Source organism: Cryobacterium flavum, assembly GCF_900103805.1.
GTDB classification, from domain to species: domain Bacteria; phylum Actinomycetota; class Actinomycetes; order Actinomycetales; family Microbacteriaceae; genus Cryobacterium; species Cryobacterium flavum.
Genome location: NZ_FNIB01000001.1, coordinates 101,224 through 126,950, shown reverse-complemented (window position 1 = coordinate 126,950; position 25,727 = coordinate 101,224). Strand labels below are relative to the sequence as shown.

26 protein-coding genes are annotated in these 25,727 nt (G+C 65.5%); 13 read left to right on the top strand and 13 right to left on the bottom strand.

The features are described 5' to 3' along the window. On the bottom strand, positions 1–993 hold the full coding sequence (locus tag BLS91_RS00570; protein ID WP_092338209.1) for a TAXI family TRAP transporter solute-binding subunit: 993 nt from the start codon (positions 991–993) through the stop codon (positions 1–3). Between the two features lie 194 nt (positions 994–1,187). Here BLS91_RS00570 and BLS91_RS00565 point away from each other — a divergent pair, with 194 nt between their 5' ends. The 4 genes from BLS91_RS00565 to BLS91_RS00550 are packed head-to-tail and all read left to right on the top strand — an operon-like array spanning position 1,188 to position 4,582. Further along, the gene (locus tag BLS91_RS00565) at positions 1,188–2,078 is read left to right on the top strand and encodes an NAD(P)-dependent oxidoreductase (protein WP_198412759.1); all 891 of its coding nucleotides are present in this window, start codon (positions 1,188–1,190) and stop codon (positions 2,076–2,078) included. Positions 2,079–2,106: 28 nt separating this feature from the next. Then, positions 2,107–2,892, top strand: coding sequence for an SDR family oxidoreductase (locus BLS91_RS00560; RefSeq protein ID WP_092338205.1), 786 nt, complete (start codon positions 2,107–2,109; stop codon positions 2,890–2,892). Between the two features lie 4 nt (positions 2,893–2,896). Further along, a complete protein-coding gene (locus tag BLS91_RS00555; RefSeq protein ID WP_198412758.1) occupies positions 2,897–3,871 on the top strand; it encodes a dihydrodipicolinate synthase family protein in 975 nt (324 codons plus the stop codon). A gap of 54 nt (positions 3,872–3,925) precedes the next feature. After that, positions 3,926–4,582 carry a GntR family transcriptional regulator gene (locus BLS91_RS00550; RefSeq protein WP_092338203.1) on the top strand — a complete coding sequence of 219 codons (657 nt, stop codon included), beginning with the start codon at positions 3,926–3,928 and terminating at the stop codon, positions 4,580–4,582. Between the two features lie 20 nt (positions 4,583–4,602). Here BLS91_RS00550 and BLS91_RS00545 read toward each other — a convergent pair whose 3' ends face one another. Next, positions 4,603–5,022, bottom strand: a complete 420-nt coding sequence (locus BLS91_RS00545) for a cupin domain-containing protein (protein ID WP_092338201.1) — start codon at positions 5,020–5,022, stop codon at positions 4,603–4,605. Then, a complete protein-coding gene (gene lhgO, locus BLS91_RS00540; RefSeq protein WP_092338199.1) occupies positions 5,019–6,206 on the bottom strand; it encodes an L-2-hydroxyglutarate oxidase in 1,188 nt (395 codons plus the stop codon). The genes BLS91_RS00545 and lhgO overlap by 4 nt, the downstream gene beginning before the upstream one ends. Before the next feature lie 52 nt (positions 6,207–6,258). On the opposite strand from lhgO, the gene BLS91_RS00535 reads away from it, so the two are divergent. Beyond that, positions 6,259–6,993 (top strand): fumarylacetoacetate hydrolase family protein, encoded by a 735-nt coding sequence (locus BLS91_RS00535; protein ID WP_092338197.1) that lies wholly within the window; start codon positions 6,259–6,261, stop codon positions 6,991–6,993. 15 nt (positions 6,994–7,008) lie between these two features. Here the strand turns inward: BLS91_RS00535 and BLS91_RS00530 are convergent, their stop codons facing one another. From BLS91_RS00530 to BLS91_RS00505, 6 genes are read right to left on the bottom strand one after another with little or no spacing between them, the layout of a single operon-like run. Continuing rightward, entirely contained in the window at positions 7,009–7,695 is a 687-nt protein-coding gene (locus tag BLS91_RS00530) for a GntR family transcriptional regulator (RefSeq protein WP_092338195.1), read from the bottom strand. 41 nt (positions 7,696–7,736) lie between these two features. Then, the gene (locus BLS91_RS00525) at positions 7,737–8,414 is read right to left on the bottom strand and encodes a GntR family transcriptional regulator (RefSeq protein WP_092338193.1); all 678 of its coding nucleotides are present in this window, start codon (positions 8,412–8,414) and stop codon (positions 7,737–7,739) included. Between the two features lie 30 nt (positions 8,415–8,444). Further along, positions 8,445–9,605, bottom strand: coding sequence for an acyl-CoA dehydrogenase family protein (locus BLS91_RS00520; protein ID WP_092338191.1), 1,161 nt, complete (start codon positions 9,603–9,605; stop codon positions 8,445–8,447). Further along, positions 9,598–10,794 (bottom strand): CaiB/BaiF CoA transferase family protein, encoded by a 1,197-nt coding sequence (locus BLS91_RS00515; RefSeq protein ID WP_092338189.1) that lies wholly within the window; start codon positions 10,792–10,794, stop codon positions 9,598–9,600. The genes BLS91_RS00520 and BLS91_RS00515 overlap by 8 nt, the downstream gene beginning before the upstream one ends. Further along, a complete protein-coding gene (locus tag BLS91_RS00510; protein ID WP_233206205.1) occupies positions 10,791–11,390 on the bottom strand; it encodes a carboxymuconolactone decarboxylase family protein in 600 nt (199 codons plus the stop codon). The genes BLS91_RS00515 and BLS91_RS00510 overlap by 4 nt, the downstream gene beginning before the upstream one ends. A gap of 7 nt (positions 11,391–11,397) precedes the next feature. Continuing rightward, positions 11,398–12,147, bottom strand: coding sequence for an SDR family NAD(P)-dependent oxidoreductase (locus BLS91_RS00505; RefSeq protein ID WP_092338185.1), 750 nt, complete (start codon positions 12,145–12,147; stop codon positions 11,398–11,400). A gap of 176 nt (positions 12,148–12,323) precedes the next feature. Between BLS91_RS00505 and BLS91_RS00500 the strand changes: the two genes are divergently transcribed. Then, on the top strand, positions 12,324–15,140 hold the full coding sequence (locus BLS91_RS00500) for an FAD-binding and (Fe-S)-binding domain-containing protein (RefSeq protein WP_092338183.1): 2,817 nt from the start codon (positions 12,324–12,326) through the stop codon (positions 15,138–15,140). A gap of 18 nt (positions 15,141–15,158) precedes the next feature. On the opposite strand, the gene BLS91_RS00495 is transcribed toward BLS91_RS00500, so the two are convergent. Further along, a complete protein-coding gene (locus BLS91_RS00495; RefSeq protein WP_092338181.1) occupies positions 15,159–16,853 on the bottom strand; it encodes a dihydroxy-acid dehydratase in 1,695 nt (564 codons plus the stop codon). Positions 16,854–17,010: 157 nt separating this feature from the next. On the opposite strand from BLS91_RS00495, the gene putP reads away from it, so the two are divergent. Next, the gene (putP, locus tag BLS91_RS00490; protein ID WP_092338179.1) at positions 17,011–18,516 is read left to right on the top strand and encodes a sodium/proline symporter PutP; all 1,506 of its coding nucleotides are present in this window, start codon (positions 17,011–17,013) and stop codon (positions 18,514–18,516) included. Between the two features lie 82 nt (positions 18,517–18,598). On the opposite strand, the gene BLS91_RS00485 is transcribed toward putP, so the two are convergent. After that, complete coding sequence (locus BLS91_RS00485) at positions 18,599–19,183, bottom strand: antibiotic biosynthesis monooxygenase (RefSeq protein WP_092338177.1); 585 nt, start codon at positions 19,181–19,183, stop codon at positions 18,599–18,601. After that, complete coding sequence (locus BLS91_RS00480; protein ID WP_092338175.1) at positions 19,184–20,020, bottom strand: exodeoxyribonuclease III; 837 nt, start codon at positions 20,018–20,020, stop codon at positions 19,184–19,186. It abuts the gene before it with no gap. A 108-nt stretch (positions 20,021–20,128) separates the two neighbouring features. On the opposite strand from BLS91_RS00480, the gene BLS91_RS00475 reads away from it, so the two are divergent. Together BLS91_RS00475 and BLS91_RS00470 are read left to right on the top strand one after the other, a co-directional pair. Beyond that, entirely contained in the window at positions 20,129–21,130 is a 1,002-nt protein-coding gene (locus BLS91_RS00475) for a TIGR03557 family F420-dependent LLM class oxidoreductase (RefSeq protein ID WP_092338173.1), read from the top strand. A gap of 48 nt (positions 21,131–21,178) precedes the next feature. After that, entirely contained in the window at positions 21,179–21,967 is a 789-nt protein-coding gene (locus tag BLS91_RS00470) for a coenzyme F420-0:L-glutamate ligase (RefSeq protein ID WP_092338764.1), read from the top strand. Here BLS91_RS00470 and BLS91_RS00465 read toward each other — a convergent pair. After that, a complete protein-coding gene (locus tag BLS91_RS00465; RefSeq protein WP_092338171.1) occupies positions 21,964–22,314 on the bottom strand; it encodes a hypothetical protein in 351 nt (116 codons plus the stop codon). The two genes, BLS91_RS00470 and BLS91_RS00465, sit on opposite strands and share 4 nt — an antisense overlap. A 135-nt stretch (positions 22,315–22,449) precedes the next feature. On the opposite strand from BLS91_RS00465, the gene BLS91_RS00460 reads away from it, so the two are divergent. The 4 genes from BLS91_RS00460 (at position 22,450) to BLS91_RS00445 (ending at position 25,610) form a co-directional block, all read left to right on the top strand. Continuing rightward, complete coding sequence (locus BLS91_RS00460; RefSeq protein WP_092338169.1) at positions 22,450–22,686, top strand: AbrB/MazE/SpoVT family DNA-binding domain-containing protein; 237 nt, start codon at positions 22,450–22,452, stop codon at positions 22,684–22,686. Between the two features lie 2 nt (positions 22,687–22,688). Continuing rightward, a complete protein-coding gene (locus tag BLS91_RS00455) occupies positions 22,689–23,096 on the top strand; it encodes a PIN domain-containing protein (RefSeq protein WP_233206207.1) in 408 nt (135 codons plus the stop codon). Then, on the top strand, positions 23,086–23,712 hold the full coding sequence (cofC, locus tag BLS91_RS00450; RefSeq protein ID WP_159433808.1) for a 2-phospho-L-lactate guanylyltransferase: 627 nt from the start codon (positions 23,086–23,088) through the stop codon (positions 23,710–23,712). The genes BLS91_RS00455 and cofC overlap by 11 nt, the downstream gene beginning before the upstream one ends. Positions 23,713–23,927: 215 nt before the next feature. Continuing rightward, positions 23,928–25,610, top strand: a complete 1,683-nt coding sequence (locus tag BLS91_RS00445) for an HNH endonuclease signature motif containing protein (RefSeq protein WP_159433807.1) — start codon at positions 23,928–23,930, stop codon at positions 25,608–25,610. Positions 25,611–25,727: the final 117 nt, after the last annotated feature.

The following is a 25,727-nucleotide window of genomic DNA, read 5'->3' as shown; positions in this document are numbered from 1 at the left end:
TTAGCTGGCCTGGTCGAAGTACGTCTGGGCGCCCGCGCAGGTGGTGATGTAGGGAACGTTACCGGCCGTCGCGGCGTCCAGTTCCTCGGCTGCCGGATGCACCTGAATCAGGGCTTCCTTATTGTCGAAGATGGCTGCCGTGATCTGCTCCTGCAGGGTCTCGTCCATGTCATTGCTGGCGACCAGCAGGTTCGGCGAGACGATCACCGACACGGCTTCGGTCTGGCCCTCGTAAGTGTTGGCCGGGATGTCCTGTTCGACGTAGTAGGCACCGAATTCGGTGGCGAGAGCATCGGCGTATTCGCCGAAGTTCACCAGCACCATGTCGCCGGTGCTGGCATAGTCGACCAGCGCACCGGTGGGGAGGCCGCCAGACCAGAAGCCGGCGTCAATCGTGCCGTCGCGCAGTGCGTCGGCGGTCTCGGCGGCGCCGAGCTGGCGGCGGTCGATGTCGGTCTCTACGTTGATGCCGGCGGCTTCGAGAATGCGGACGGCGCCGACTTCGGTGGCCGAGGACGGGGATCCGACGGAGACGCGCAAGCCCTTCATGTCTTCAACGCTTTCAATGCCGGTGCCGGACGAGGTGACCAGCTGCATGTAGTTGTTGTAGAGGTTACCGAGCGAGCAGATGTCGGCAGGATTGTCCGCGAAGGAACCGACACCATCCACGGCATCGGAGACCACATCGCCCACCACGAGGGCCAAGTCGGCCGCGCCTGTCTGGATCAGAAGCAGATTGTCGACGGATGCGTTCGTTTCCTGGACGGTGGCGCTGTACCCTTCGATGTCGTTGCCGATCATTGTGGCGATACCGCCACCCAGCGGGTAGTACACACCGCCGGTGCCCCCGGCCGCAATGGACAGGGCGGTGGAGCCGCCGGCCGCGCCGCCGCCGTCACTGCAGGCGGTGAGAAAGAGGGCCGGTACCGCGAGAGCGGCAATGGCAATGCGTACTGTGCGTCGTTGCGGGATTGAACGAGAGCGGATGGTCATGAGCTGTGTGCTCCAAACTTCATTGGTTCGAGCGGGCTTGGGAATGTGATCATCCCTCTGTACATTTATACATTCGTCGTACCATCTACGTCAACAAACCCGAATTATCGGCATGTAATTCCTCAACATTGACAGGATTGTCTAAATTTCGTACAGTCGGGATCAATGCAGTTAGTGTGAACCCAATCAATTCGATGGACAGGAACCCAATGAAGCTGGCCATCATCGGTTGTGGCGAGGTCGGACGGCTCTATGCTGCCGCCGCGGCAGCGGCATTCGACGTGGTGCTGTGCGATTCGTTCCCCTCATCGCAAGCCCGGGAATGCGCCCGGCACCTCGACGTCGAGTTGAAGGAAACCATTGGCGAGTGGCTCGGCGAGGTAGATCGGGTCTGGGCCTGCGTGCCCGGCGATGTCGCAGACAGCGCGGCCGAAGCCGCCCTGCCTTTTCTTCGTGCCGACACGGTCTACGTCGATCTGAGTACCGCGACCACCGCGGGCAAGAAAGAAATGGGCCAGCGGATGTCCGCCAGGAACGTCGCGTATGTCGACGCCGCGATCATGGGCGCCATCGCACTCACCGGGTTGCAGACCCCGATCCTGCTCGCCGGGCCTCGAGCGGAAACCGCGCTGGCCGATTTCGCGACGGTTCAGGCCCCGGCCCGTGCACTCGCCGATGGTGAACCGGGCGATGCCATGACGTTGAAGCTTTTGCGCACGGTGCTCACCAAGGGGCTGGAAGCCCTCGGAGTGGAATGCCTGATCGCGGCCGAGAGCCAGGGTGTTCGGGACGAGCTGTACCTGGTTCTCGACGACATCAACCAGGCCGGATTCACGCAATTTCTCAACGCCATCGTGCGCACGCACGTGGTGCACGCCGAGCGGCGATCCCACGAGGTTCATCGGGCCATCGCCCAGCTGAATGACATCGGCCTGCCGGGAACGGTACTCGCCGGCACGTCAGGGCGTTACGAGCAGACGATTCGTTCCCTGCGCGAAAGCCCGGCACCTTCGGGCACGGCAGATCACATTGACTCAGCGGTAGCTTGGCTGCTCGAATCCACGCTCGCGCGCAACGAGAACTGACCGCCGGCACGTCAACGAAAGGATCACCATGGACCTAGGAATCGGAACGAAAACGGCACTCGTGCTGGGTGCCGGCGGTGGCCTGGGAGGAGCCATCGCCCGCGCCCTGGCCGCCGAGGGAGTTTCTGTCGCTGTCGCCAGCAGAACCCTGGCGGGGGCCGCTGCCACCGTCAGCGCCATCACCGACGCCGGAGGCCGAGCCGAAGCCTTCGCCTGGGACCTCGCCGATCTGGTCGAGATGGACCGACAGGTCAGCCTGATTGAACAGCGCCTGGGCGGAATCGACATCCTCATCAATATGACCGGCGGACCCAAACCAACGCCGGTCAGCGGAGTACCCGCCGCAGAGTGGACCAGCTACTTCCAATCGATGGTCCTTCCGGTGATCGCACTGACCGATCGAGTGCTTCCCGGAATGCGCGAACGACAGTGGGGTCGCATCATCACGAGCACGAGTTCGGGAGTGATCGCCCCCATCCCGAATCTGGGATTGTCGAATGCCCTGCGGTCGACCCTGGTCGGGTGGTCAAAGACCCTGGCACGCGAAGTCGGTGGCGATGGCATCACCGCGAACACCGTGCTGCCCGGCCGCATCCTTACTGGCCGCATCGCCTTTCTCGACGAAGCGAAGGCGACACGCGAGAATCGTGCGGTGGCCGACGTGACCGCCGAGAGCGAAGCCGCTATTCCGCTCGGCCGCTACGGCACCCCCGATGAGTACGGCAAAACGGTCGCGTTCCTGGCCAGCGAGGCGGCTTCCTACATCACCGGGTCGACCATTCGTATTGATGGAGGATTGATCGCCAGTGTCTGAGCGGATGACTGCGCACACGGCTAGCACGATGGCGAAGGCGGGAGCATTTTCGCGTTCTACCGCCGGGGTCTACGCCATCGCCCCCACCCCCTTCCTCGAGGACGGGGCGGTGGACTACGTCTCGCTCGACCGCCTGATCGAGTTCTACAACGAGTCTGGTGTCGATGGGCTGACCGTTCTGGGACAGCTCGGCGAAGCACCGAAGCTCTCGGCCGAGGAAGCCGTGCGGATCGCCACGCGGTTCGTGGAACGCACGACCTTTCCCATCATCGTCGGAGCGTCCGCACCGGGCTTTGCGGCGATGCAGGCCCTAACGGCGGCCGTGATGGATGCCGGAGCGGCGGGCGTCATGATTGCCCCACCCGTTTCGCTGCGCACCGACGATCAAATCGTGGGTTACTACGCGGGTGCCAGTGCGGCCATCGGCGCCGAAACACCGTTCGTTATCCAGGATTACCCGCTGACCTTCTCGGTGGTGATGACGCCCCAGGTGATTCGACGGATTGCCCTCGAGAACGACAACGCCCTCATGCTCAAGCACGAGGATTGGCCGGGGCTCGAGAAGATCACCACCCTGCGCGGCTATGAAGCTGACGGCAGCATGCCTCGGCTGTCGATCCTCTGCGGCAATGGCGGCCTCTTTCTGGACTTCGAAACGGAACGTGGTGCCGACGGCGCCATGACCGGCTATTGCTTTCCGGAAATGCTCGTCGACACGGTAGCGTTGGCCGCTGCGGGGAACCGCGACGCGGCCCACGACCTGTTCGACGCCCACCTGCCGCTTATTCGTTACGAGCAGCAGCCGGGAATCGGTCTGGCGGTTCGCAAGTACGTCTTCGCGCGCCGTGGTGTTCTCGCTTCCGCAGCCCAACGGTCACCGTCCGGCCGAATGACAGAAACAACCAAGGCCGAGGTTGATTACCTGCTGGAACGTTTGTCGCACCATGACCCCCGGGCGAAAATGTCGCGAGAACACTGACGCTAAGCTACAGCTGCTGTACAGCAGCCGAGTCAACTGAGAACGGGAAGAACAATGGCAGGTGCAGACGACAGCGTTTACGCGGTGGTGCGGGGCCGCATCGTGTCGGGTGCCTATCCACCAGGCCAGCACCTGCTCGAGTCCGTTCTCACCGCTGAGCTCGGCGTCAGCCGTTCTCCCGTGCGTGCGGCCTTGCGCCGGTTGACCGAGGAAAGTCTGGTCATCACGGAACCCCATCGGGGTGCTTTCGTGGCGCAGCTGACCCGCTCGGACATCGACGAAGTCTTTGACCTGCGACAAAATTTGGAGTCCAAAGCGGCGGGGCTGGCCGCGCTCATCCGCTCGGACGATGAAGCCGATGCGTTGTTTGAATCGGTGCGGGCGATGGAGGCGATCATTGAAGCGCGGTCGCCGAGCTATCGCGCGGAACTCCTGACGAATAACCAGGAGTTCCACGATCTCATTCTGGCGGCGGCCAGAGCCCCCCGACTGGTTCAGATCGTGCGTACGCTCACGGCGTCGTCCCTGTCGCTGGGTACCTTCTATTACTACTCCGACGAGGATATCGCCCGCAGCGTGGCGTTTCACCGTGATCTCGCCGTCGCCATCCTGAAACAGCACCCCGAGGTGGCGGCCGCGCTCATGGCTGCCCACCTCGGCATCGCCCATCACGCTTTCGTCGACCGCAGATTCGGCGACGCGCGCGCCTAGCGCCGTTCAACGGGAAGGGGCTAACCGTGGTCTTCGCCGTCGATTCGGCCCGTGACACCGGTGTCCACCATCGTGCGGGTCGCATCGGCTGACCCGTAGGTCCAGAGGATGCGCATGGGGTTGACCAGCGACGCATTGCGAAAGTGATGCGGAATATCGGCGGGAACAAAGGTGGTGTCGAAGGTCGACAACCGTGTTTCAACGCCGTCGATGTTCACGACTGCTTCACCCTGAACGACGACCACGCTCTCGATACAGTTGTGGCTGTGGTGGCCGATCGCTGCCCCAGGTTCGAAGGTCGTCAGGCCATTGAGAAAAGTGTCTGCGCCAATCGCTTTGGTGACGAGAGCAACAGTGGATGCGCCGTTGCCGCGATCCCGCGCCGGCAGGGCGGCCGGAACCAGAATGCGCGGCAGCACCACGCGCGTCGGCTCGGTCATCGTAGGGCTGCCAATTCATCGGCAACAGCCCGGCCGATTTCCAGCCCGGCCGTCGCGGCGGGGGATGGCGCATTCAGCACGTGAATTTGCCGGGGGGCGCGTTCAAAGTAGAAATCGTCGACCAGGCTGCCGTCTCGTCGCATGGCCTGAGCGCGTACTCCGGCGTGGGTGGGCACCAGACTGTCGTCGGCCAGTGCGGGAACGAGCTCGCGCAGGCTTGCCAGAAAGCGCTTCTGCGACAGGGAACGGGCGACCTCATCGAGTCCGTTTCGCCAGAACTTCTTGCCCAACTTCCACAAACCTGGCCATCTGGCGCTTTCCCAGGTATCCCGGGGGTTGATCTGAAGCCAGGTATAGCCTTCGCGGGCGAGGGCGAAGACGGCATTGGGTCCGGCGTGAACGCCCCCCTTGACCATTTTGGTCAGGTGCACTCCGAGGAACGGAAACGCCGGGTTCGGCACCGGATAGATGAGGCCGTTCACCAGGTGCGTCGACTCGGGCGTGAGCTCAAAGTATTCGCCCCGAAACGGAATGATCCGCACGTCGGGTTTCAGGCCGGCCAGACTGGCGACCCGGTCGCTGTGCAGCCCGGCGCAGTTCACGAACTCGTCGGCGCGATATTCCGCCACTTTCGTGGTGACCGTCACCACGTCCGGATGGGTCGTCACGCCGACGATCTTCTGGTCGAAGAGAACTTCACCGCCGCCCTGCTCGATCAGCCGACGCAGTGCGGCGCACACGCCGCGATAGTCCACGATGCCGGTGGATGGCACCTTCAACGCGGCCACGGCGTTGACGTGAGGCTCAACCTCGCGCGCCTCGGACGCGCTGACGATGCTGCAGCCCACTCCGTTGGCCTGGCCGCGTTCGTAGAGTCGTTCCAACGCTGGTATCTGAGACGAACTCGTGGCGACAACGAGTTTTCCGCAGATATCAATGGCGACTCCGTTGTCTTTCGCGAAGCGCTCCATTGAAATGGCCCCGGCCTGGCCCAGCGTCGCCTTCAGGCTTCCGGGGGTGTAGTACAGGCCGGAGTGGATGACGCCGGAATTGTTGCCGGTCTGGTGCGCCGCAACGCCGCGTTCCTTCTCCAGCACGGTCACGCGGTGGCCTCGGCGCGTGAGCTCGTACGCGGTGGAAAGTCCGACGATGCCCGCTCCGGCGACGATGACGTGAGTCTTCATTGATTCGATCCCGCCTATAGTTTGCTTACTGAGAGCATACTATAGTGAAATAATGCACCCGATCAATCCACTGTCTGCCGTCTCCTCGCCGCCGACCGCGCCCAGCCTTCCGATCATCGACTCGGATGATCGCTACTACCTGCGCCGGGTGTTCTGCGTGGGGCGCAACTATGCCGATCACGCGCGCGAACTGGGTAACGACCCCGATCGGGAGCCCCCCTTCTTCTTCGCCAAGCCGGCCGATGCCGTGTTCGCCGTCGACGAGGGTGTTCCGGAGTTCGGGATCGCCCCGCACAAGGTGCCCTACCCGCCGCAGACCGCCAATCTGCACTACGAGATGGAACTCGTCGTGGCGATCGGCGCCGGCGGCAGCGATATCACGGTAGCGGATGCCCTCAGCCACGTCTGGGGCTACGGCGCCGGGATCGACCTGACGCGCCGCGACCTCCAGGACGAGGCCAAGGCGCTGAAGCGGCCGTGGGATCTCTCCAAGGGGTTCGACTTCTCAGGCCCCTGCACCCCGCTTGTGGCAGCAGCCCGAATCGGCCATCCGGCTGCCGGAACCGTGTGGCTGAGCGTGGATGGCGACAGTCGCCAGCACGGCGATCTCGCCGACCAGATCTGGTCCGTTCCGGAAGTGGTCGCGTCGCTGTCGCGCTTCGTCACCCTCCGGCCGGGCGATCTGATCTTCACCGGCACTCCGGCCGGAGTGGGCGCCATCGTGGCCGGCAACGAGGTTCGTGGTGGTGTCGACGGAATCGGCGAGCTGAGCTTTCGCGTCGTCTGACCCGGCGAATCGCCGCTATTCGTTCGCGAGGATGGTTTTGCGATCACTGAGAGCGCGCAACCGGGCGCTCTCGATGTGGTGGCGCATCAGGTCGGCAGCGGCTTCGGGCGCACGCGCCACGAAAGCATCGTAGATCTGCCGGTGTTCTGCAGCAGCGAACCGGGCATCCGCTGAACCGAGTTTCACGAACAGGCGAAAGCGCTGCACCTGACCGCCGAGGGACCGATAGGCCCCCTCGAGAAAGGGGTTCGCCGACTGCTCGGCGATGAGAGAGTGAAAATCCTCGTCAGCCGACCAGTACTCCCGAAAGGAACGCACCACCTGGGACTCCGAGAGGCGCAGCAGGTCATCGATCGGCACCAGGAGTTTCGCAAGGAACTCCGGCGTCACCCGCCGGCCAGCCTCCAGAGCCAGGGCCGGCTCGAGCACGAGCCGGGCTTCCATCAGCTTATCCAGCTCGACTTCGCTGAACAGCGGTGCCACGAAGTAGCCCCGAAGAGCTTCGCGATGCACGAGCCCGGTGTGTTCGAGACGGGCGAGCGCCTCGCGGATCGGAGTCTGGCTCACCTCGAACTTGCGCGACAGCGTGGGAATGTTCAGCGCGGCACCCGGATCGAACGTGCCGTTCATCAACTGGCCGAACAAGAGGGCGTAGACCTTGTCAGCGTGCGTTGTGCGTTCCGGTGCGTCGTCTCGTGCCATAGTAAAATCCTACCGGCTATAGTTTGGACGAGTTTGGTGCTCTAAGTCAGCAGGGCACGGAGCGCGTTCGTGGCGTGTCGCCGGTGATCGTCCAGGAGCTGGATCAGCCGGTCGGTGTCGCCGGCGGCGAAAGCCTCCACCATTTGCGAGTGTTCACTCTCCACGCGCTCCCGGTTGCTGGGGGTTTCGTAGTACAGCAGCCGGTAGGCCTCGGTCGAGTCCCACAGGGCTCCGACAATACGTTCCAGCCGCGGCAGCCCGGCTGCCGCCACCAGCACGAAGTGAAACCGTCGATTGGCTTCGGTCATCGCCAGGAGGTCGCCACCGTCGCTGGCGATTTCGACCGCGCGGGCAGCGTCGCGAAAATCGCTCAGCACGCCGGCCGGCGGATTGGCCATGGTCGTGCGCACGGCTTCGGTCTCGAGCAGCTGCCGAAGTCGGTAGACCTCCAGCAGGTCGCCCAACGACAACCGCGCCACCCGGTAGCCACGGTGCGGCTCGTGCACCACCCGACCCTCGGCTGCCAGCGTGTTCAGTGCCTCGCGAACCGGCACCCGGCTCACCCCGAGGCGTTCGGCGAGCGTGTCCTGGCGAAGCGGCTGGTCGGGAACCAGCTCGCCGACGACGATCAGCCGCCGCAGCTCCTTGAGGACGAATTCCGGGGCCGTCGATGGCCGGGGGCCGGTCACCGAGGGGGGAGTTAGTCGTGTCACGGTCATGACTCTAACCCACCCCTCACTCACACTTACTCAGCGGAAGGCCGCGATGCCGGTGATGTGCTGCCCGAGAATGAGGGTGTGCACCTCATCGGTACCTTCATAGGTGCGCACGCTTTCCAGGTTGTTCGCGTGGCGCATCGGGGAATAGTCCAGGGTGATGCCGTTCCCGCCGAGCATGGCCCGCGCTTCCCGGCAGACTTCGATGGCCTCCCGGCAGTTGTTCAACTTGCCCACCGAGATTTGGTGGGTCGACAGCGTTCCGAGGTCCTTGAGCCGCCCGATCTGCAGGGCCAGCAGGGTTCCCTTGTTGATTTCGAGTGCCATGTTGACGAGTTTCTGCTGGGTCAGCTGGTAGCCGGCGAGCGGCTTGCCGAACTGCATCCGCTCGCGAGAGAAGTCGAGAACGGTCAGGTAGCTGTCTCGGGCAGCGCCCATCGCGCCCCAGATGATGCCGTAGCGCGCCTCGTTGAGGCACTCGAATGGTCCGCGCAGACCGCGAGCCTTCGGCAGCATCGCTGACTCCGGCAGTCGCAGGTCGGTGAGCTGGATTTCGCACTGGATCGACGCCCGCATCGACAGCTTCGGCTCGATCGGGGTCGCGACGAAGCCGGGAGTGTCGGTGGGCACGATGAACCCGCGGATACCGTCTCCGGTCATCGCCCAAATGATGGCCACCTGGGCCACCGAGGCGAGTCCGATCCACCGTTTCGTGCCGTTCAGCACCCAGTCGGAGCCATCACGATGGGCGAAGGTGGTCATGCTTCCCGGGTCAGACCCGGCCGTCGGCTCGGTCAGGCCGAAGCAGCCGATGATCTCACCGGCGGCCATGCGGGGCAGCCACTCGTTCTTCTGCTCCTCGGAGCCGTGCTTGTGAATCGCGCTCATGGCGAGGGAGCCCTGCACGCTCACGAAGGTGCGCAGCCCGGAATCGCCTGCCTCCAGTTCCATCGCCGCGAGGCCATACTCCACCGACGTGCGCCCGGGGCAGCCGTAGCCCTTGAGGTGCATGCCGAGAAGACCGAGCTTGGCCATTTCCGGCACAATTTCGAGCGGAAAAATCGCCTTCTCGTACCAATTCGCAATGTTTGGTTTGATCGTCGAGTCGACGAAGGAACGAACTTCTCCGCGCAGGGCGATCTCCGTGTCGGTGAGCAGGGATTCAATGCCGATGAGATCTGAGGTGTCAAGCATGGGCTGTCCTTCTGGTCGTGGTGGTTGCTGTGGTATTCAGTGCTGTGGTGTTGAACGTGGCTCCGGCGTGTTCGCCGAGCAACGGTGGCGGTCGCAGATAGCGCGCGGGGGTCTGGGAGAGGCGAATCGGGTTAGCGATCTGCCGACTGGTACGGGAGCCGTCTGTCACGTCCACGACGGGAGCAAGGCCGAGCGTCGTGGCAAGCTCGAGCGCTTCGAGAATCGAGTTCACCTTGCCGGCCGGTACTCCGGCCAAGAGCAGAGCGGCCGACCACTCTGCGGCAGGCCGATGCTGCAAGCGCTCCTCGAGCAGTTCCTTGAGCGCAGCCCGGTGGGCCAGACGCTCGGTATTGCTGCCGAAACGGTCGTCGTCGGCCAGCTCGGGCAGACCGAGTACGCGCACCAGGTTGACGAATTGTTTGTCGGTGCCGACCGCTACGGCGATCGGGCCATCCTGGGTGCTGAAGGTTTCGTAGGGCGCAATGCTCGGGTGTGCGTTTCCCATTCGGCGCGGCGCCGTTCCGGTGGCGAGCGTGCTCGACGACTGGTTGACCATGCCGGCCAGCAGCGAGGAGAGCAGGTTCACCTCCACGCGTTGCCCCTGCCCGGTGCGATCGCGCACCCGCAGTGAGGCGAGGATTCCCACGACGGCGTTTTGGCCGGTGATCACATCGACGAGCGCGACGCCCACCTTGCTGGGCTCGGAATCGGGGGATCCGGTCACACTCATGAGACCACCGACGGCCTGCACCAGCAGGTCATACCCGGGAAGGTGAGCCCCGGCATCCGTACCGAAACCGGTGATCGAACAGTAGACCAGATCCGGTCGCTCCAGTCGGAGCGAAGCATCGTCGAGTCCGTACTTTTCCATCACGCCCGGACGAAAATTCTCGATCACCACGTCGGCGGCGAGGGCGATGCTGCGGGCTTCGGCCAACCCGGCTTCGGTGCGCAGGTCGCAGACGATGGATCTCTTGTTGCGGTTCACGCTGGCAAAGTAGGAGCCCATGCCGTTCGCGTCGACCGGCGGAACCCAGGCCCGGGTGTCGTCCCCGGCCGGGTGCTCGATCTTGATGACGTCGGCTCCAAAGTCGGCGAGCATCATGGAGGCGAACGGACCGGCCAATACCCGGGAGAAATCGGCGACCTTGATGCCGCCGAGCGGCGACCCGGTATCGGTGTCGATCATGAGGAGACCTCCGTGACGCCAGACGGAGCGGGAACGTCGAACGCGATCAATAGACCGGCCAGCAGCTGGTAATACCCGGCCAAGATGGTGATCTCGACCAGGCCGGCGTGGCCGTGATGCTGTTCCGCCCGAGCGTGGGTGGCCGCATCGACGGCGCGGTCTCGCACGAGCGCCAGCGCGAAGGCGAGAGCGGATGCCTCCGCCTCGGTGGCCGTCTCGGGCGTCACCCCCTGGGCGAGCGCCCGCAATTCAAGCGGCGTGATGCCGACCGTGGCCGCCACTCGGCTGTGGGCGTACCACTCGTACTCACAGCCATATACGGCGGCGATCAAGCACACCAGCAGTTCGCGGGTGCGGTTCTCGAGCGTGCCGGCAAAACGCAGCGAGGCACCGAGGGCCGAAACGGCCTGACCCAGGGCGGGGGAGTACAGCAGCGCGTTGAACGGGCCGGCCAGCAGCCCGTCATCGTCGACCACGAGGAACGGCCCGTCGCCGCGCGGGGGAGCGATGATCTCGTCGTAGAGGCGTCGCCCGGCGGGGTCGAGGTCGGACGGGGACAGCAGCGGAAGACGCCCGCCCTGTGCGTGTTCGATCACGGCCCGATCAGACAAGGGTCCGCCCGCCGTCGATGAACAGCACCTGACCGGTGACGAAGGCCGCCTGGCGTGAGGCCAGAAAGAGCACGGAACCGGTGAGGTCATCCACGGTGCCGAGCCGGCCGGCCGGCACCAGCTCGATGTAGTGGTCCCGCATTCCGGGCCGGTCCAGGTGTGCGCGGGTCAGCTTGGTCTCGGTGTAACCCGGCGCGATGGCGTTGACCGTGACGCCGGAGGCGGCCCATTCGCGCGCCATCACCCGCACGAGTTGGTTGAGGCCGCCCTTGCTCGCCGCGTACGGCGCGTGGTCGGCGTGGGCGAGGGTGCTCGAAACCGAGGAGCAGAATACCTGACGCCCGTAGCCGGCATCGATCATGATTCGGCCGGCAGCCTTGCCGAGACGGAATGCGCTGGAGAGGTTGACGTCGAGGATGCGTTGCCAGTCGTCGTCGTTCAGGTCGAGCACGGGAACCCGATGGTTGATCCCCACGGCGTGCACGAGCACATCGAGGCCGCCGAGGCGTTCCACCACCGTGGCGACCACACTCTCGCACCCGGCCGTGGTCGTCAGGTCTGCCTGTACGCCGATGATGCGGGGATCCAGCTCGGCGAGACGCTCTGGGCTGAGATCGGCCACGACAACCTGGGCACCAACCTCCAGAAAGGCGAGAGCGCAGGCGGTGCCGATTCCCCCGGCACCCGCCACGAGAACGCGCTGGGTGGCGAGGCCGAGCCAGTCATTCGTCGTGCCGGTCATCGCGTGCTCCGGCCACAGGGTGCCGGAACGTGCGCCGGAGCGAGTGTCGGTTGGATTGCATCGTTGCAAAGGCTCATTTGGATACTGTATCCAATTTGAGGCGGGAGTCAAAGACTCGGGCGCAAGAACTTTCGGAGCGCATTGTGCACAATACGACGCCGGTAGCATTGCTACCCATGCACACCGTCGTCGCACAGCCGCAATCTCTGGCCACCGCTCTGCGCTCCCGGGGGGTGCGGCATGTGCGCGACGACGACACGACGAGGGCGGCGTATTCCTCGGACGCTTCGCTCTACCGCGTCGTTCCGTCGGCCGTCGTGCTGCCGCGCGACGTCGATGACGTGGCCACGACGTTGGCGCTCTGCCTAGACCGGGGCATTCCCCTCACCTCGCGCGGCGCCGGCACGTCGGTGGCCGGAAACGCCATCGGTGCCGGCGTCATCCTGGATTTCAGCCGGTACCTGAACCAGGTCGTGTCGATTGACGCCGAGGCCCGCACGGCGGTGGTGCAGCCGGGAACGGTGCACGCCACCCTGCAGCAGGCGGCGCTCAAGCTCGGTCTGCGCTTCGGCCCCGACCCGTCGACGCACACCCGCTGCACCATTGGCGGCATGATCGGCAACAATGCCTGCGGTTCGCGCACCCTGGCCTACGGCCGAACCGCCGACAACGTGACCCACCTTGACGTGCTGACCGGAACCGGCGAACGGCTCTTTCTCGGGGGCGACGGCACCCCCGCCTCGCCCCAAACCGACGCCCTCCGCGAACTCGTGCGCGGTGAACTCGGCACCATCCGCACCGAACTCGGCCGTTTCGGCCGCCAGGTCTCCGGCTATGCCCTCGAACATCTGCTGCCCGAGCGCGATTTCGACCTGCGGCGCGCGCTGGTCGGCAGCGAGGGCAGCCTGGCGATCGTCTTGGAAGCCGGCGTCAGCCTGGTCGCCGACGCCGCTCACAAGCGGATGGTCGTGCTCGGCTTCTCCGACATCGGTTCGGCCGGCGACGCGGTCATGGCCGTGCTGCCCTTTCAGCCGACCGCCTGCGAGGGGCTCGACTCGCGCATCGTCGATGTCGTGCGCACCCGAAAAGGCCGAGAGGCCGTTCCCGACCTTCCGGCCGGCACGGCCTGGCTGTTCATCGAGGTGTCCGGCGGAGACCCGCAGGAGGTCAGTGACCGAGCCCTGCGCGTGAGCCAGATCGATTCCGCGGTGGACGCGAGGGTGATCACCGACCCGCGCCAGGCCGCCCAACTGTGGAAGATTCGGGAAGACGGCGCCGGACTGGCCGGTCGGTCGCCGGTGGGGGCACCGGCCCATTCCGGCTGGGAAGACGCCGCCGTTCCGCCGGAGCGCCTCGGCGCCTACCTGCGCGACTTCGACGAGCTTCTGCGCGAGCACGACCTGGTCGGGTTTCCCTACGGGCACTTCGGCGATGGCTGCGTGCACGTCCGCCTCGATTTTCCCTTCGGCCGCGCCGACGGCCGGGCCCGATTCCGGGCGTTCATGACGGATGCGGCCCGGCTCGTGGCCAGCTATGGCGGGTCGCTCTCCGGCGAGCACGGCGACGGCCGGGCCCGGAGCGAGCTGCTACCCATCATGTACTCCGAGGCCGCGCTCGCCCTGTTCGGCTCGGTGAAGGCCATCATGGACCCGGACAACGTGCTGAACCCGGGGATCGTCGTGGATCCGCGCCCGCTGGATGCGGACATCCGCTCGGCGCACGCGCCGTCGGTGCGCACCGGGCTGGCCCTGTCCTATGCCTCTGACGGGGGCGACTTCAGCCAGGCCGTGCACCGCTGCACCGGAGTGGGCCTGTGTCGAGCCGAGAACACCGGCGACAGCGTGATGTGCCCCTCCTACCTGGCGACCCGGGATGAGAAGGATTCCACGCGGGGCCGGGCCCGGGTGCTGCAGGAGATGATCAACCAGGGTGGCGCGAACTGGCGTTCACCGGAAGTGCACGATGCCCTCGATCTGTGTCTGTCCTGCAAGGGCTGCGCCTCGGATTGTCCGACCGGGGTGGACATGGCGGCCTACAAGGCGGAGGTGCTGCACCAGAGTTTCAAGGGTCGGCTGCGCCCGATCACCCACTACTCGCTGGGCTGGCTGCCAAGGTGGGCTCGCCTGGCCTCCGTCGCCCCGAAGCTGCTCAACCGGCTGGTGCGGCTGCCCCTGCTGAGCCGACTGGCTCTTTGGCTGGCCGGCATCGACCACCGTCGCTCGATCCCAACCTTCGCCGAACAGACCTTCACTGACTGGTTTCAGGCTCGCGAGCCGCGCCCTAGCGCCGAGAATGCGCGCCCGGTACTGCTCTGGGCGGATTCCTTCACGAACTATTTCACGCCGGAGGTGGGCCGTGCCGCAGTGCGGGTGCTGGAAGCCGCCGGATGCACCGTGCAGATCCCCGAGCAGCCGCTGTGTTGCGGCCTCACCTGGATCTCCACCGGGCAGCTCGATGCGGCGCGCACCATTCTCGGCAAAACCGTCGGCCAGCTCGCCGCGGTCGCGCACGCCGGTATCCCGATCGTCGGACTCGAGCCCTCCTGCACCGGTGTGCTCCGCTCCGACGCCCTCGAACTACTCGGCCATGAGGCGGCGCAGCCGGTGGCCGCGGCCACCCATACGCTCGCCGAATTTCTGGCGACGCTCCCCGACTACCTGCCGCCGAACCTTCAAGGCACCACCGTCGTGGCCCAACCGCACTGCCACCACCACGCCGTGATGGGCTGGAGCCCCGACGCTGCGCTGCTGCAGCAGGCCGGCGCCGAACTGACCCAACTGGGCGGATGCTGTGGGCTGGCCGGCAACTTCGGCGTGGAGCGCGGCCACTACGACGTGTCGATCGCCGTGGCCGAACAGCAACTTCTTCCGGCGGTGCGCGGCGCCGCGGCTGCGACCGTGATGCTCGCCGATGGCTTCTCCTGCCGAACCCAGCTGCAGGATCTCAGCGACCGCCGCGGCATCCACTTGGCGCAGTTGCTCGACCCGTCCTGACAACTAGCGCAACAGTACCTATTGCAGGAAGGCCAGATCGGCACCCTCTGGGGCCTGCAGAACCGTCGACGCGTGCAGTCGACTCCAGCCGCGCGCAGGCAGGGCCGGCAGCTGCAGGTCGGCACGCCGACGGGCGAGCTCCTCGTCGTCCACGAGCAGGTCGACTGTGCGACCGGGCACGTCGAGCCGAATCCGATCGCCGTCACGAACCAACGCGAGCGGCCCGCCGATCGCGGCCTCCGGTGCACAGTGCAGCACGATCGTGCCATAGGCGGTGCCGCTCATGCGCCCGTCCGAGATGCGCACCATGTCGCGAACGCCCTGCCGGGCCAGATAGCGGGGGATGGGAATCGATCCGGCTTCCGGCATGCCGGCCCCGACCGGGCCGATGTTGCGCATGACCAGCACGTGATCCGGGGTCAGCGCGAGACTCTCATCGTTCAGCCGCGCCTCCACATCATCGAGGGAATCGAACACCGCAGCGATCCCCTCATGCACCAGCAGGTGAGCGGATGCCGCTGCCACTTTGATCACGGCGCCGTCCGGCGCGAGGGAGCCGGTCAACGCCACGAGCGCACCGGTCGGTCCGAGTGGATCGTCGAGCGCGTGCACCGTGCTCTGCCAGGCCTGGGGAGCAACGGCTCCGTCGAGGGCTTCGCCCAGGATCTGGCCGGTGATGGTCAGCACATCGAGGTCGAGCAGCGGGGACAGGGTTTTGAGCAGGGCGGGCACCCCGCCGTCGCGGTGCATGTCCGGCAGGTAGTTCTGGCCGGCCGGTTTGCAGTCCACCAGCAGCGGAGTGCGCGCCGCGATCTCGTGAAAGTCGTCGAGGTCGAGCTCAATGCCGAGCCGCCGGGCAATCGCGGTCAGGTGGATGATCGCGTTCGTCGAACCGGAGATGGCAGCGAGTACGGTCACCGCGTTGTGGAATGCCCCCGCAGTCATGATCTGCGACGGTCGGCGGTCGGCGGCGGCGATCTCGACGGCCCGACGGCCGGTCTGCACGCCGAGCCGCAGCCGGTGGGCGGAGACGGCCGGTGCGGTGCCTGCGAAGGGGAGCGACATTCCCATCGCTTCAACGACGCAGGCCATGGTTGAGGCCGTACCCATCACCATGCAGGTACCGGCGGTCGGCGCGAGTTCCTGGTTGATCTCGCCGATGGTGGTCTCGTCGATCGTACCGGCGCGGAACTCCGACCACAGGCGGCGACAGTCGGTGCAGGCGCCGAGCCGTTCGCCCTTGTAGCTTCCGACGGACATCGGGCCGACGACGAGCGAGATTGCCGGGATGTCGGCAGACGCTGCCGCCATGAGTTCGGCCGGCACGGTCTTGTCGCAGCCTCCCAGCAGAACCACCGAATCCATCGGTTGGCTGCCGAGCTGCTCTTCGAGTTCCATGGCCATGAGATTGCGAAAGAGCATGCTCGTGGGGGTGGTCAGAATTTCACCGATGGACATGACCGGAAAGACGAAGGGCAGGCCGCCGGCCTCGAGTACTCCGCGTTTCACGCTCTCGATGAGCTGAGGCATATCCCGGTGGCAGGTCGTGAAATCCGAGGAGGTATTGACGATGCCAACGACCGGTCGGTCGAGGTCTTCGGGGTCCAATCCGGCCGAGGCAAGAAAGGCCCGCCGAATGAATTTGCTGAAATCCCGGTCGGCATAATTGGTCAGTTTGCGGTCAACGCCGACAGCTCTGTCATTTGTGTGCATGACCACTCAGGATCGCACACCCTCGCGAGCTGGAAGAGTAAATGGGGGACAAACAATGGTAAAAAGCCCGTGTTTCTGCGAGACTGGAGCTTTGAGCTTGCCCGGCACCTCGGGTAATCACGTCCAGTACGTCGGGCATCCCAACAAAGGAATCCCATTGACGGATCAAACATTTCAGTTAATCGCAATCGTTTTATACCTCGTTGGCATGGTCGCCATCGGGTACTTTGCCTTTCGGCAAACGAAAGATCTTGACGACTATATGCTCGCCGGCCGAGGCCTCAAACCGGGCACAGCAGCCCTGAGCGCCGGAGCCTCCGACATGTCCGGCTGGCTTCTGCTTGGCCTTCCCGGAGCAATCTACGTGGGTGGCCTGGTCGAAGCCTGGATGGCCATCGGCCTGACCATCGGCGCCTGGCTGAACTGGAAGTTCGTGGCCCCGCGGCTCCGTTCCTACACCTTCGTGTCAAACAACTCGATCACCATCCCGAGCTTCTTCGAGAACCGGCTCAAAGACTCATCACGCCTGCTGCGCATCGTCTCCGGCGTGATCATCCTGGTGTTCTTCACCTTCTACGTGGCCTCCGGCATGGTCGCCGGCGGCGTGTTCTTCGAGACGTCCTTCGGCTCGACGTTCCTCACTGGCATGCTGATCGTCGGCGGAGTGACCCTGCTCTACACACTGTTCGGCGGTTTTCTCGGCGCCACCCTCACCGACGTCGCCCAGGGCATTCTCATGCTGGTCGCGCTGATTGCGATTCCCGTCGTGGCCCTCAACGCCACCGGCGGAATCACGGCCACCCTGGACTCCATTCGTGAGTTCAACCCCGACCTGCTCTCGCTCACGGCCGGTGGAACCGCACTCGGCATCATCTCCGCCGCAGCCTGGGGCCTCGGCTACGTCGGCCAGCCGCACATCATCGTGCGCTTCATGGCCATGCGCACCCCGCAGGATGCCACGGCGGGTCGCCGCATCGGCATCGGCTGGATGATTCTCACCGCCCTCGGTGCCGTCGCGACGGCCCTCATCGGCATCGCCTACTTCCAGCAGAACCCGGACCTGACTCTGGCCGACCCCGAAACGGTCTTCCTGATGCTGGCTCAGACCCTGTTCCACCCGTTCATCGCGGGTCTGGTCCTGGCAGCCGTTCTCGCCGCTATCATGAGCACCATTTCCTCGCAGCTGATCGTCTCGTCCTCGGCGCTGGTCGAAGACCTCTACAAGATCGTCGGCAAGAAGAACGCCTCGTCGAAGCACCTGGTGATGCTCGGCCGTATCGGAGTTTTGCTCGTGGCAGTCGTCGCCGGCATCATCGCCTTGAACCGCGACACGACCATCCTCGCGCTGGTCGGCTTTGCCTGGGCCGGCTTCGGTGCCGCGTTCGGACCGGTCGTACTCCTCTCCCTGTTCTGGAAGAAGCTCTCGACCTGGGGCACGCTCGCCTCGATGGTCACCGGCGCTGTCGTCGTGTTCATCTGGGGAAATTCCCCCCTGGCCGGCGTGATGTACGAGATCGTGCCGGGCTTCGCCGCCAGCCTGATCGTGGCCGTCGTCGTTTCGCTGCTCACCTACAAGCCGAACGCTGAGATCGACGCCGAGTTCGATCTGGCCGCCGAACAGGCGCACTCGAAGTACGTGGCGCCCGAAAAGGTGTCCGTCTAACGCACCTCGCGCTTCACACCTGGGCGGCATCCGTCGTCGGCTTCTCGCCGACGGATGCCGTTGGTGTTGGTGTTGGCCTTGGTCAGCGGGGCTGTTTCTGCAGCCAGGGACGCAGCATCCGGGTCACCCACGGCAGCACGAAGTAGGCCATCAGCGGCGTGAGCACGAGGGTGGTCAGCAGCACCTTGAGCGCCGTCGCGAGGTCGCCCCAGCCGGGAACGAACCAGGTCACGAGCAGGGTGAAGACGAGGTTGACCGGAAAGAAGCCGAGCCAGATGCTGATCGCTTGCTTCCAGCGCGGCGGCGGCACCAGGGCAGGTTCTCCCGGCTCCGGTTGCATGCCGTCGAACCAACCCTCGATGCCGGTGCGTTTCTCCACGTGGGCGTCGAGCACCAGGTCGGTTCCGGCCTCGAGCCACTCGGTGCGCTCGTCGGAATTCTCCCAGGCCTCAAGACTCTCGGGGTCGGAGAAGCGGTACAGCATGTTCCAGGTCGCGGAATCTTCGCTGCCCCGCACCCAGCCCGACCCGAGAAACCCGGCGTATTTGTGGGCGAGGTTGATGCCGTACTGCACCCACTCGCTCGCCTCGGTGAAGCGCGCCGGATCGACCGTGCGGGTGATGGAAACGGTGACGGATGGTGACGCGGATGGGGGTGTGAGAGCCATTTAGAAAATCATCGGGCGGTCGTCGTCATCGCCGCCGAGATCGAGGTCGACGAGCACCGGCACATGGTCGCTCGGGGCGTCGCCCTTGCGTTCGTTGCGGTGGATGCTGGCATCCGTCACCAGATCGGCGAAGGCTGGGGAGCCGAGAATAAAGTCGATGCGCATGCCCTCGTTGCGCGGAAAACGCAGCTGCTTGTAGTCCCAGAAGGTGAACCCTTCGGGCACGATCGGCCGCACGACGTCGGTCAGTCCTGCCCGTTCGAAGGCGTCAAACGCGGCCCGCTCGGCCACAGAGATGTGGGTCGAGAGCCCGGGCACGAAGCTCGGGTCGCCCATGTCTTCGTCGCGCGGCGCGACGTTCCAGTCGCCCATCATGGCCAGCGCGAGCGCGGGGTGCTGGCTGAGTTCCTCGGCCGTGTGGGTCTGGAGCGCCTTCAGCCAGGCCAGCTTGTAGGCGTAGTGCGGGTCGCCGAGCGCGCGACCGTTCGGCACGTAGAGGCTCCACAGCCGCAGGTCGGTCACGGTCACGCCGAGCGCGCGCGCCTCGAGCGGCTGGTCAGGGCCAACTGACCCCTTCTGGAAGCCGGGCATATTCGGAAAGGTGGTGACAACATCCGTCATCGGTTCCCGGCTCGCGAACGCCACACCGTTCCACTGGCTGAGGCCGTGAATGGCCAGGTCGTAGCCGGCATCCTCGAACGCCTGCGACGGAAATTGCTCCGGCTTGCACTTGATCTCCTGCATGGCGAGAACGTCGATGTCCTCGCGTTCCATCCAGTCGACGATTCGCCCGGAGCGGGCACGAACGGAGTTGACGTTCCAGGTGGCAATGCGCATTCGTCAAGCCTATAAGCCTGAAGCGGATGCCAGGCGGCGGTATCGGAAGCGACCCCGGCCGTGTTGCGATTGAATGGGTACAACATTCTTGAGCGCGGAAAGGTCACAGTGACCCAATTGCAAATTGGCTATGCGGCTATGTTGGAGCAGTTTCCACCGGCCGAAGCGGTCGCACTCTCGGCGTACGCCGAGCAGCACGGTTTCACCGGTGTGATGGCGGCCGACCACTTTCAGCCCTGGGTTCCGGCGCAGGGGCAGTCGAGCTTTGTCTGGGGCGTGCTCGCCTCGATCGCCGAGCGCACCACCGGCAACTTCGGGCCCGGCGTGACCGCCCCGACGTTTCGCTGGCACCCCGCCATGGTCGCCCAGGCCTCGGCGACGCTCGCCTCGATGTACCCCGGCCGACACTGGCTGGGACTGGGCAGTGGAGAAGCTCTGAACGAACACATCGTGGGCGGCTACTGGCCCGAGGCCCCCGAGCGCATCAACCGCATGTTCGAGGCCATCGAGATCATCTCCAAACTGTTCGCCGGCTCACTGGCCGGCCGGGACGTCAAGCACGCCGGCCAGTTCTTCAAGCTCGAGTCGACCCGGCTGTGGACCATGCCGCCGGTTGCCCCCGAGATTCTGGTCGCCACCGCCGGCCCGGTCACCGCCAAGCGCGCCGGTCGGCTGGCCGACGGCCTGATCACGGTCGGCGCCCCGCTGGAGAAGATCTCGATGCTGTTCGGCAAATTCGACGACGGTGCGCGCGAGGCCGGAAAAGACCCCTCGACGATGCCCAGGGTGCTGCAGCTGCACCTGAGCTGGGCCGAGACCGACGAAGAGGCGATGGCCAATGCGCTGCACGAGTGGCCGAACGGCGGCATGCGATTTCCGAAGAGCGACATCCGTTCGCCATTCGAGTTCGAGCAGCTGGCCAAACTCGTGCGCCCGGAGGACTTCGAGGGTCGCATGATCATCTCGGCCGACCCCGACGAGCACCGCAAATACATTCAGAGGTTCGTCGACCTCGGTTTCGACCGTATCTACCTGCACAACGTTGGCCGTAACCAGAAACAGTGGATCGACGTCTTCGGCGCATCCGTTCTGCCGAAACTGGTGCGCTAGATGCCGCACGATTCGCTGCCCGACGCTGCCGCCGCCGAAGTGGGCGCCATGGAGCTGTTCGGTCTCAAAGTATTCACGCTCGGGGGTTTCGGCGAGATCACTGCCGGCGACGACCTCGCGGACCTGATCGCTGAAGCCGCGCAGTCCCGCCTCGCCGACGGCGACATTGTGGCGGTGACCAGCAAGATTGTCTCCAAAGCTGAGGGACGCGTCGTTCAGGCCGCCGACCGCGAACAGGCGATTACCGACGAGACCGTGCGCGTCGTAGCATCGCGGGCGCACCCGGGCGGGGTCACCCGCATCGTCGAGAACCGGCAGGGCCTCGTCATGGCGGCGGCCGGCGTCGACACGAGCAATGCACCCGAGGGTGTGGTGCTGCTGTTGCCGGTCGATCCGGACGCGTCGGCGCGGGCGATCTGCTCGGCCCTCCGCGAACGCACCGGGCTGCGCCTCGGCGTGCTGATCACGGACACCGCCGGGCGCCCCTGGCGGGAAGGCCAGACCGACATCGCCATTGGCGCGGCAGGGCTCGCCGTGCTCGACGACCTGCGCGGCACAGCGGATGTCTCGGGTCGTCGCCTCGACGTCACCGTCGCGGCGATCGCCGACGAGATCGCCGGCGCCGCCGATCTGGTCAAGGGCAAGACCAGCGGCAACCCGGTCGCCGTCGTGCGCGGACTCGGACGACTGGTCGGCGAGCTGGACGCCGCTGGCGCTCGGGCGCTGCAGCGCCCGAGCGACACCGACATGTTCCGACTCGGCACAGCCGAAGCGCGCGCTGAAGGGTATGCCGAGGGGTTCGCGGCCGGCTTGGCTGCAGCGGCCGGTAAAAGCTAGATCGAGATGGTGAGGGCCTGGATCAGGCCGCTCTCGGCGTCGAGCTCGAAGCGGTAGTTCAGGTCGACGCTGCGGCCCGGAAAGTTGCCCTCGACGCGGTTGACGACGGTCGTCGACGACTCGTCCTTCTCGGTGCGCAGCTGGGTGGTCGTGTACTCGAATTCGGCGGCGCCGCCGGCGAGCCAGGCGGTGATGGCCGTCTCGCCCATGTAGGTCTTGCCGTCATCGATGACGACCGCATTTTCGGTGAAGGTTGCTCCAGCGGAGGCGGGCTTCGCGCTGGCGCTGCGTTCGAGGTAGATCATGATGGCCATCGGCAACGTGCGGGACTGAGTGGTGAGTGACATGGAACCTCCTGGGCCGTTCAAAGCGAACGTAATCGAGTCGACGGATGTTTGCAGTCGACCCTTGAGGCTACCGCGCGCCGGGCGCGCCAGGGATCGCCCTAGCTGGAGCGGGAAGTCGCTGGTAACGTATTCCCTATGGAAGTTTCCCTCGACGCGGTCGGGCGTCTCATGGTTCCCAAGGCCCTGCGCGATGCGCTGGGGCTCCATCCCGGTTCAACCGTGGATATTTCTCAGTACGGCAGCGGGCTGCAGGTTGTACCGGCAGGGCGAACGGCTCGGCTCGTCGACGAAGACGGGGTCCTCGTCGCTACGTCCTCGACGGCCATAGACGATGACACCATGTTCGGCCTGATCGATGCCGGACGTCGTTGAAGGTGCTCGCACTCGATACCAGTGTGGCGGTGCCACTGCTCGTCACGACCCACCCAGCGCACCACGCTGTCGTTGACTGGTGGCAGGGGCGTGAAGTCGCCTTGGCGGGTCACGCTCTGGCGGAAACTTATTCGGTGCTCACGAGATTGCCGAGCGAGGCCCGGCTTGCGCCTGAAACGGCAGCCCGGCTCCTGGCGTCGCGGTTTGCTCTGCCCCTTGTGATGACCGCCGAAACGGCCTTTCGTTTGCCAGCCTTACTCGCGAACTTGGGCATTGCCGGTGGTGCCGTCTACGACGCCGTGGTGGCCCTCGCGGCGCAGGAAAACGATTGTGTTCTCGCCACCCGGGATTCTCGCGCCAAGCCAACATATGACGCCGTTGGCGTTCGGGTTGAAATCGTTGGCCGATAACTGGGTCGTCGTCGTCCCGGTGAAGGGAAGCTCCGAGGCGAAGAGCCGGCTCGGTGTCGGGCCGGGGCGGGCGGCGCTCGCCGACGCTTTCGCGCTTGACACGGTGACGGCGCTGGTGGCAGCATCCGCTGTGGAGCGCGTGTTCGTGGTGACCGCGAGTGCGCGTTTGGGCGCGCTGCTCGGCGGGCTCGGTGCTGTCATCGTGCCGGAGGCGCCGGTCGTTGAAACGGGGCATGCCCGCTTGAACGCCGGGATCGTGCAGGGCATCGCTGCCGCTCGGCTCGCCTATCCCCAAGTAAATCTGGCGGTGATGACCGGGGATCTGCCCGCCCTGCGGCCAGGTGACATCGACGCTGCATTCGCGCTCGGCGCAGCGCAGCCGCGCTCGATGGTGCCCGATGCCGAAGGTGTGGGCACGACGACCCTGCTCGCCCGCGTAGGAGTCACGGTCACGCCGCGGTTCGGTCTCGGCTCCCGCGATGCGCACCAGGGCGACGGACACGTCGTGCTCGACCTGCCGCCGACTTCGTCTCTGCGGCGCGACGTCGACACCGCGGCCGACCTCGAAGCCGCGCGACTGATCGGACTTGGGCCGCACACGAGCGCTCTGTTCTAGTTCATGATACTGAATCGTCTACTACTTCGAAACCGCACAAGTGGCACCACGACGCTGAGGCCGTGAATTGCGAGCGACGGTTTACGTATTGACGGGCGGGAGAGGCGCTAAGAGCGGCAATCATGGATTAATCGATCAACTTTGCTGGCAAGACTATTTCTGAGTTTCTCTCGCTTTTGTGTTCGATTTGCGGTAGAATGGGTGTCAAGGAGGCAATGGCGCCCATGTTCATGGAAAACCCGAACGAGGCCAGTTCGAACCCCGTCGTTGTGGCGGTGGAGCAGGCTCGGGAGATTCTGTTGGCGGCGTTGGGTGGGGTGTCGTTCGGGTTGCTGGGCGATGAAGAATCACTGACCCTTGTGCTGGCGGTGGAGAGCGTGGGCCGGGTCGTCGACGGGGCCCGGGTGCTCTCCACGTCGGATGTGCTGCGCCGCTCCGAATACTTTGATGCTGCCGCAGCGAAAGCCGCCGCCCAGGCTGCTGTTGATCAGAGCGCCGCCGCCGCGCAGAATGCAGCCCGGGAGAAGGCTGGTTCGGGCAAGGCTGGTGCGGAATCCGTGATCCCGGAGGGTGCTGCGGCTGATGCGGCTTCTCCGAGCGTGGCGCGTGCGGCCGCGTCTCTGGCTGCGCCGACGCTGGCCCGTCGGCTCGGCTGTCGCAGCGGCGTCGAACTGGTCTGCGCCCTCGCCCGCCTCTCCCGCAACGAAGTACGTCAGCGGGCCGTGCTCGGTGAGAAGGCTGGGCAGCGGATGCTGCTCGGCCGCCCGCTGGCCCCCACCTACCCGGTGCTCGGAGAGGCCCTGCAGGGCGGGGAGCTCGGCCTGGAACAGGCCCGGGTGATCGTGCAGGTGCTCGACGGCCTGCGCTCCTCCGTGCTGGTGTCCGACCTCGACCGGGTCGAACGCTCTCTGGTGGCCAGCGGCTCCGGTGCGATCACTCCCGAAACTGAAGACCTGCCCGGTGCTGGCATCGCGTTTGCGCCGGAGTTGCTGCGGCAGCAGGGCATCCAGTGGAAAGCTCGCCTCGCCCCCGACGGCAGCGCGCCCGGCGAGGCCCCGACCGAGCGGCGCAGCTGGCTCACCTTCGGCACCCTCAGCAATGGCGGCTACAGCCTCAACGGCTGGTTCACCACCCTCGACCGCGCCACCCTCGGCAACGTCTGTGCCGGTCAACTGAGTGACGCGTACCTGTTCGCCGCCGCGGCCAACCCGGTTCCCGGCGCCGACGGCGCCGCGACCCGGGCGTCCGACAGGATCAGTCCGCACCTCCTCAGTCCGTGCCCGCAGCAACCCGACGACACCCGCTCCCGTAGTGAAAAGCAGGCCGGCATCCTCCGCGCCGTATTCGAAGCCGCCGCCCGACACCCGGGTACCCCGACGATGGGCGGAGCCGCCCCGACCGTGCTCGTACACATCAACATCACCGACCTCCTCGACGGCCGCGGCGCCGGCTGGATCGACGGCATCGACGGCCCCCTCACCCCCCACCAAGTCGACGAACTCATCTGCGCCGGCGGCTACCAACCCATCCTGTTCGGCCACACCGGCAAAATCCTGCACCTCGGCGCCAGCAACCGGTTCTTCAGCGCCAGTCAACGCCGAGCGTTGGCCGCCCGCGATGGCGGCTGCGTCATCCCCGGCTGCACCGTGCCACCCCATCTCACCCAGGTTCACCACGTCGTCCCCTGGCGCCAGGGCGGCCTCACCGATATCGATAACGCCGTGCTGATCTGCAACGCCGCCCACTCAAGCATCGACACCTCAGGCTGGGACATCGACATGCGAGACGGACGCCCCTGGATCCGCGGACCCCTCATCTTCGACCCCACCCACACCTGGCGCCCCGCCGGCCAAAACCGCGCCGCCACCGCTGTTGAGAAGCCCACCTGGGAAAAGTAACGTCTAGCTCGCGACACCGGTCAAATCAATCAATCAAGCTAGATCAATCAATCAATCAATCAATCAATCAAGCCAGATCAGGTCAGCCGAATCAGGTCAGCCGAATCAGCTCAGCCA

Bases quoted from the DNA above. Each gene is read 5' to 3' on its own strand.
- BLS91_RS00495 (WP_092338181.1), bottom strand. From the start codon at position 16,853: ATGCACACAAATGACAGAGCTGTCGGCGTTGACCGCAAACTGACCAAT.
- BLS91_RS00515 (WP_092338189.1), bottom strand. From the start codon at position 10,794: ATGATCGACACCGATACCGGGTCGCCGCTCGGCGGCATCAAGGTCGCC.
- BLS91_RS00465 (WP_092338171.1), bottom strand. From the start codon at position 22,314: ATGTCACTCACCACTCAGTCCCGCACGTTGCCGATGGCCATCATGATC.
- BLS91_RS00525 (WP_092338193.1), bottom strand. From the start codon at position 8,414: ATGACCGTGACACGACTAACTCCCCCCTCGGTGACCGGCCCCCGGCCA.
- BLS91_RS00560 (WP_092338205.1), top strand. From the start codon at position 2,107: ATGGACCTAGGAATCGGAACGAAAACGGCACTCGTGCTGGGTGCCGGC.
- BLS91_RS00565 (WP_198412759.1), top strand. From the start codon at position 1,188: ATGGACAGGAACCCAATGAAGCTGGCCATCATCGGTTGTGGCGAGGTC.
- BLS91_RS00470 (WP_092338764.1), top strand. From the start codon at position 21,179: ATGGAGCTGTTCGGTCTCAAAGTATTCACGCTCGGGGGTTTCGGCGAG.
- BLS91_RS00555 (WP_198412758.1), top strand. From the start codon at position 2,897: ATGACTGCGCACACGGCTAGCACGATGGCGAAGGCGGGAGCATTTTCG.
- BLS91_RS00570 (WP_092338209.1), bottom strand. From the start codon at position 993: ATGACCATCCGCTCTCGTTCAATCCCGCAACGACGCACAGTACGCATT.
- BLS91_RS00445 (WP_159433807.1), top strand. From the start codon at position 23,928: ATGGCGCCCATGTTCATGGAAAACCCGAACGAGGCCAGTTCGAACCCC.
- BLS91_RS00500 (WP_092338183.1), top strand. From the start codon at position 12,324: ATGCACACCGTCGTCGCACAGCCGCAATCTCTGGCCACCGCTCTGCGC.
- BLS91_RS00505 (WP_092338185.1), bottom strand. From the start codon at position 12,147: ATGACCGGCACGACGAATGACTGGCTCGGCCTCGCCACCCAGCGCGTT.
- BLS91_RS00460 (WP_092338169.1), top strand. From the start codon at position 22,450: ATGGAAGTTTCCCTCGACGCGGTCGGGCGTCTCATGGTTCCCAAGGCC.
- BLS91_RS00520 (WP_092338191.1), bottom strand. From the start codon at position 9,605: ATGCTTGACACCTCAGATCTCATCGGCATTGAATCCCTGCTCACCGAC.
- BLS91_RS00550 (WP_092338203.1), top strand. From the start codon at position 3,926: ATGGCAGGTGCAGACGACAGCGTTTACGCGGTGGTGCGGGGCCGCATC.
- BLS91_RS00530 (WP_092338195.1), bottom strand. From the start codon at position 7,695: ATGGCACGAGACGACGCACCGGAACGCACAACGCACGCTGACAAGGTC.
- BLS91_RS00485 (WP_092338177.1), bottom strand. From the start codon at position 19,183: ATGGCTCTCACACCCCCATCCGCGTCACCATCCGTCACCGTTTCCATC.
- BLS91_RS00480 (WP_092338175.1), bottom strand. From the start codon at position 20,020: ATGCGCATTGCCACCTGGAACGTCAACTCCGTTCGTGCCCGCTCCGGG.
- BLS91_RS00535 (WP_092338197.1), top strand. From the start codon at position 6,259: ATGCACCCGATCAATCCACTGTCTGCCGTCTCCTCGCCGCCGACCGCG.
- BLS91_RS00545 (WP_092338201.1), bottom strand. From the start codon at position 5,022: ATGACCGAGCCGACGCGCGTGGTGCTGCCGCGCATTCTGGTTCCGGCC.
- lhgO (WP_092338199.1), bottom strand. From the start codon at position 6,206: ATGAAGACTCACGTCATCGTCGCCGGAGCGGGCATCGTCGGACTTTCC.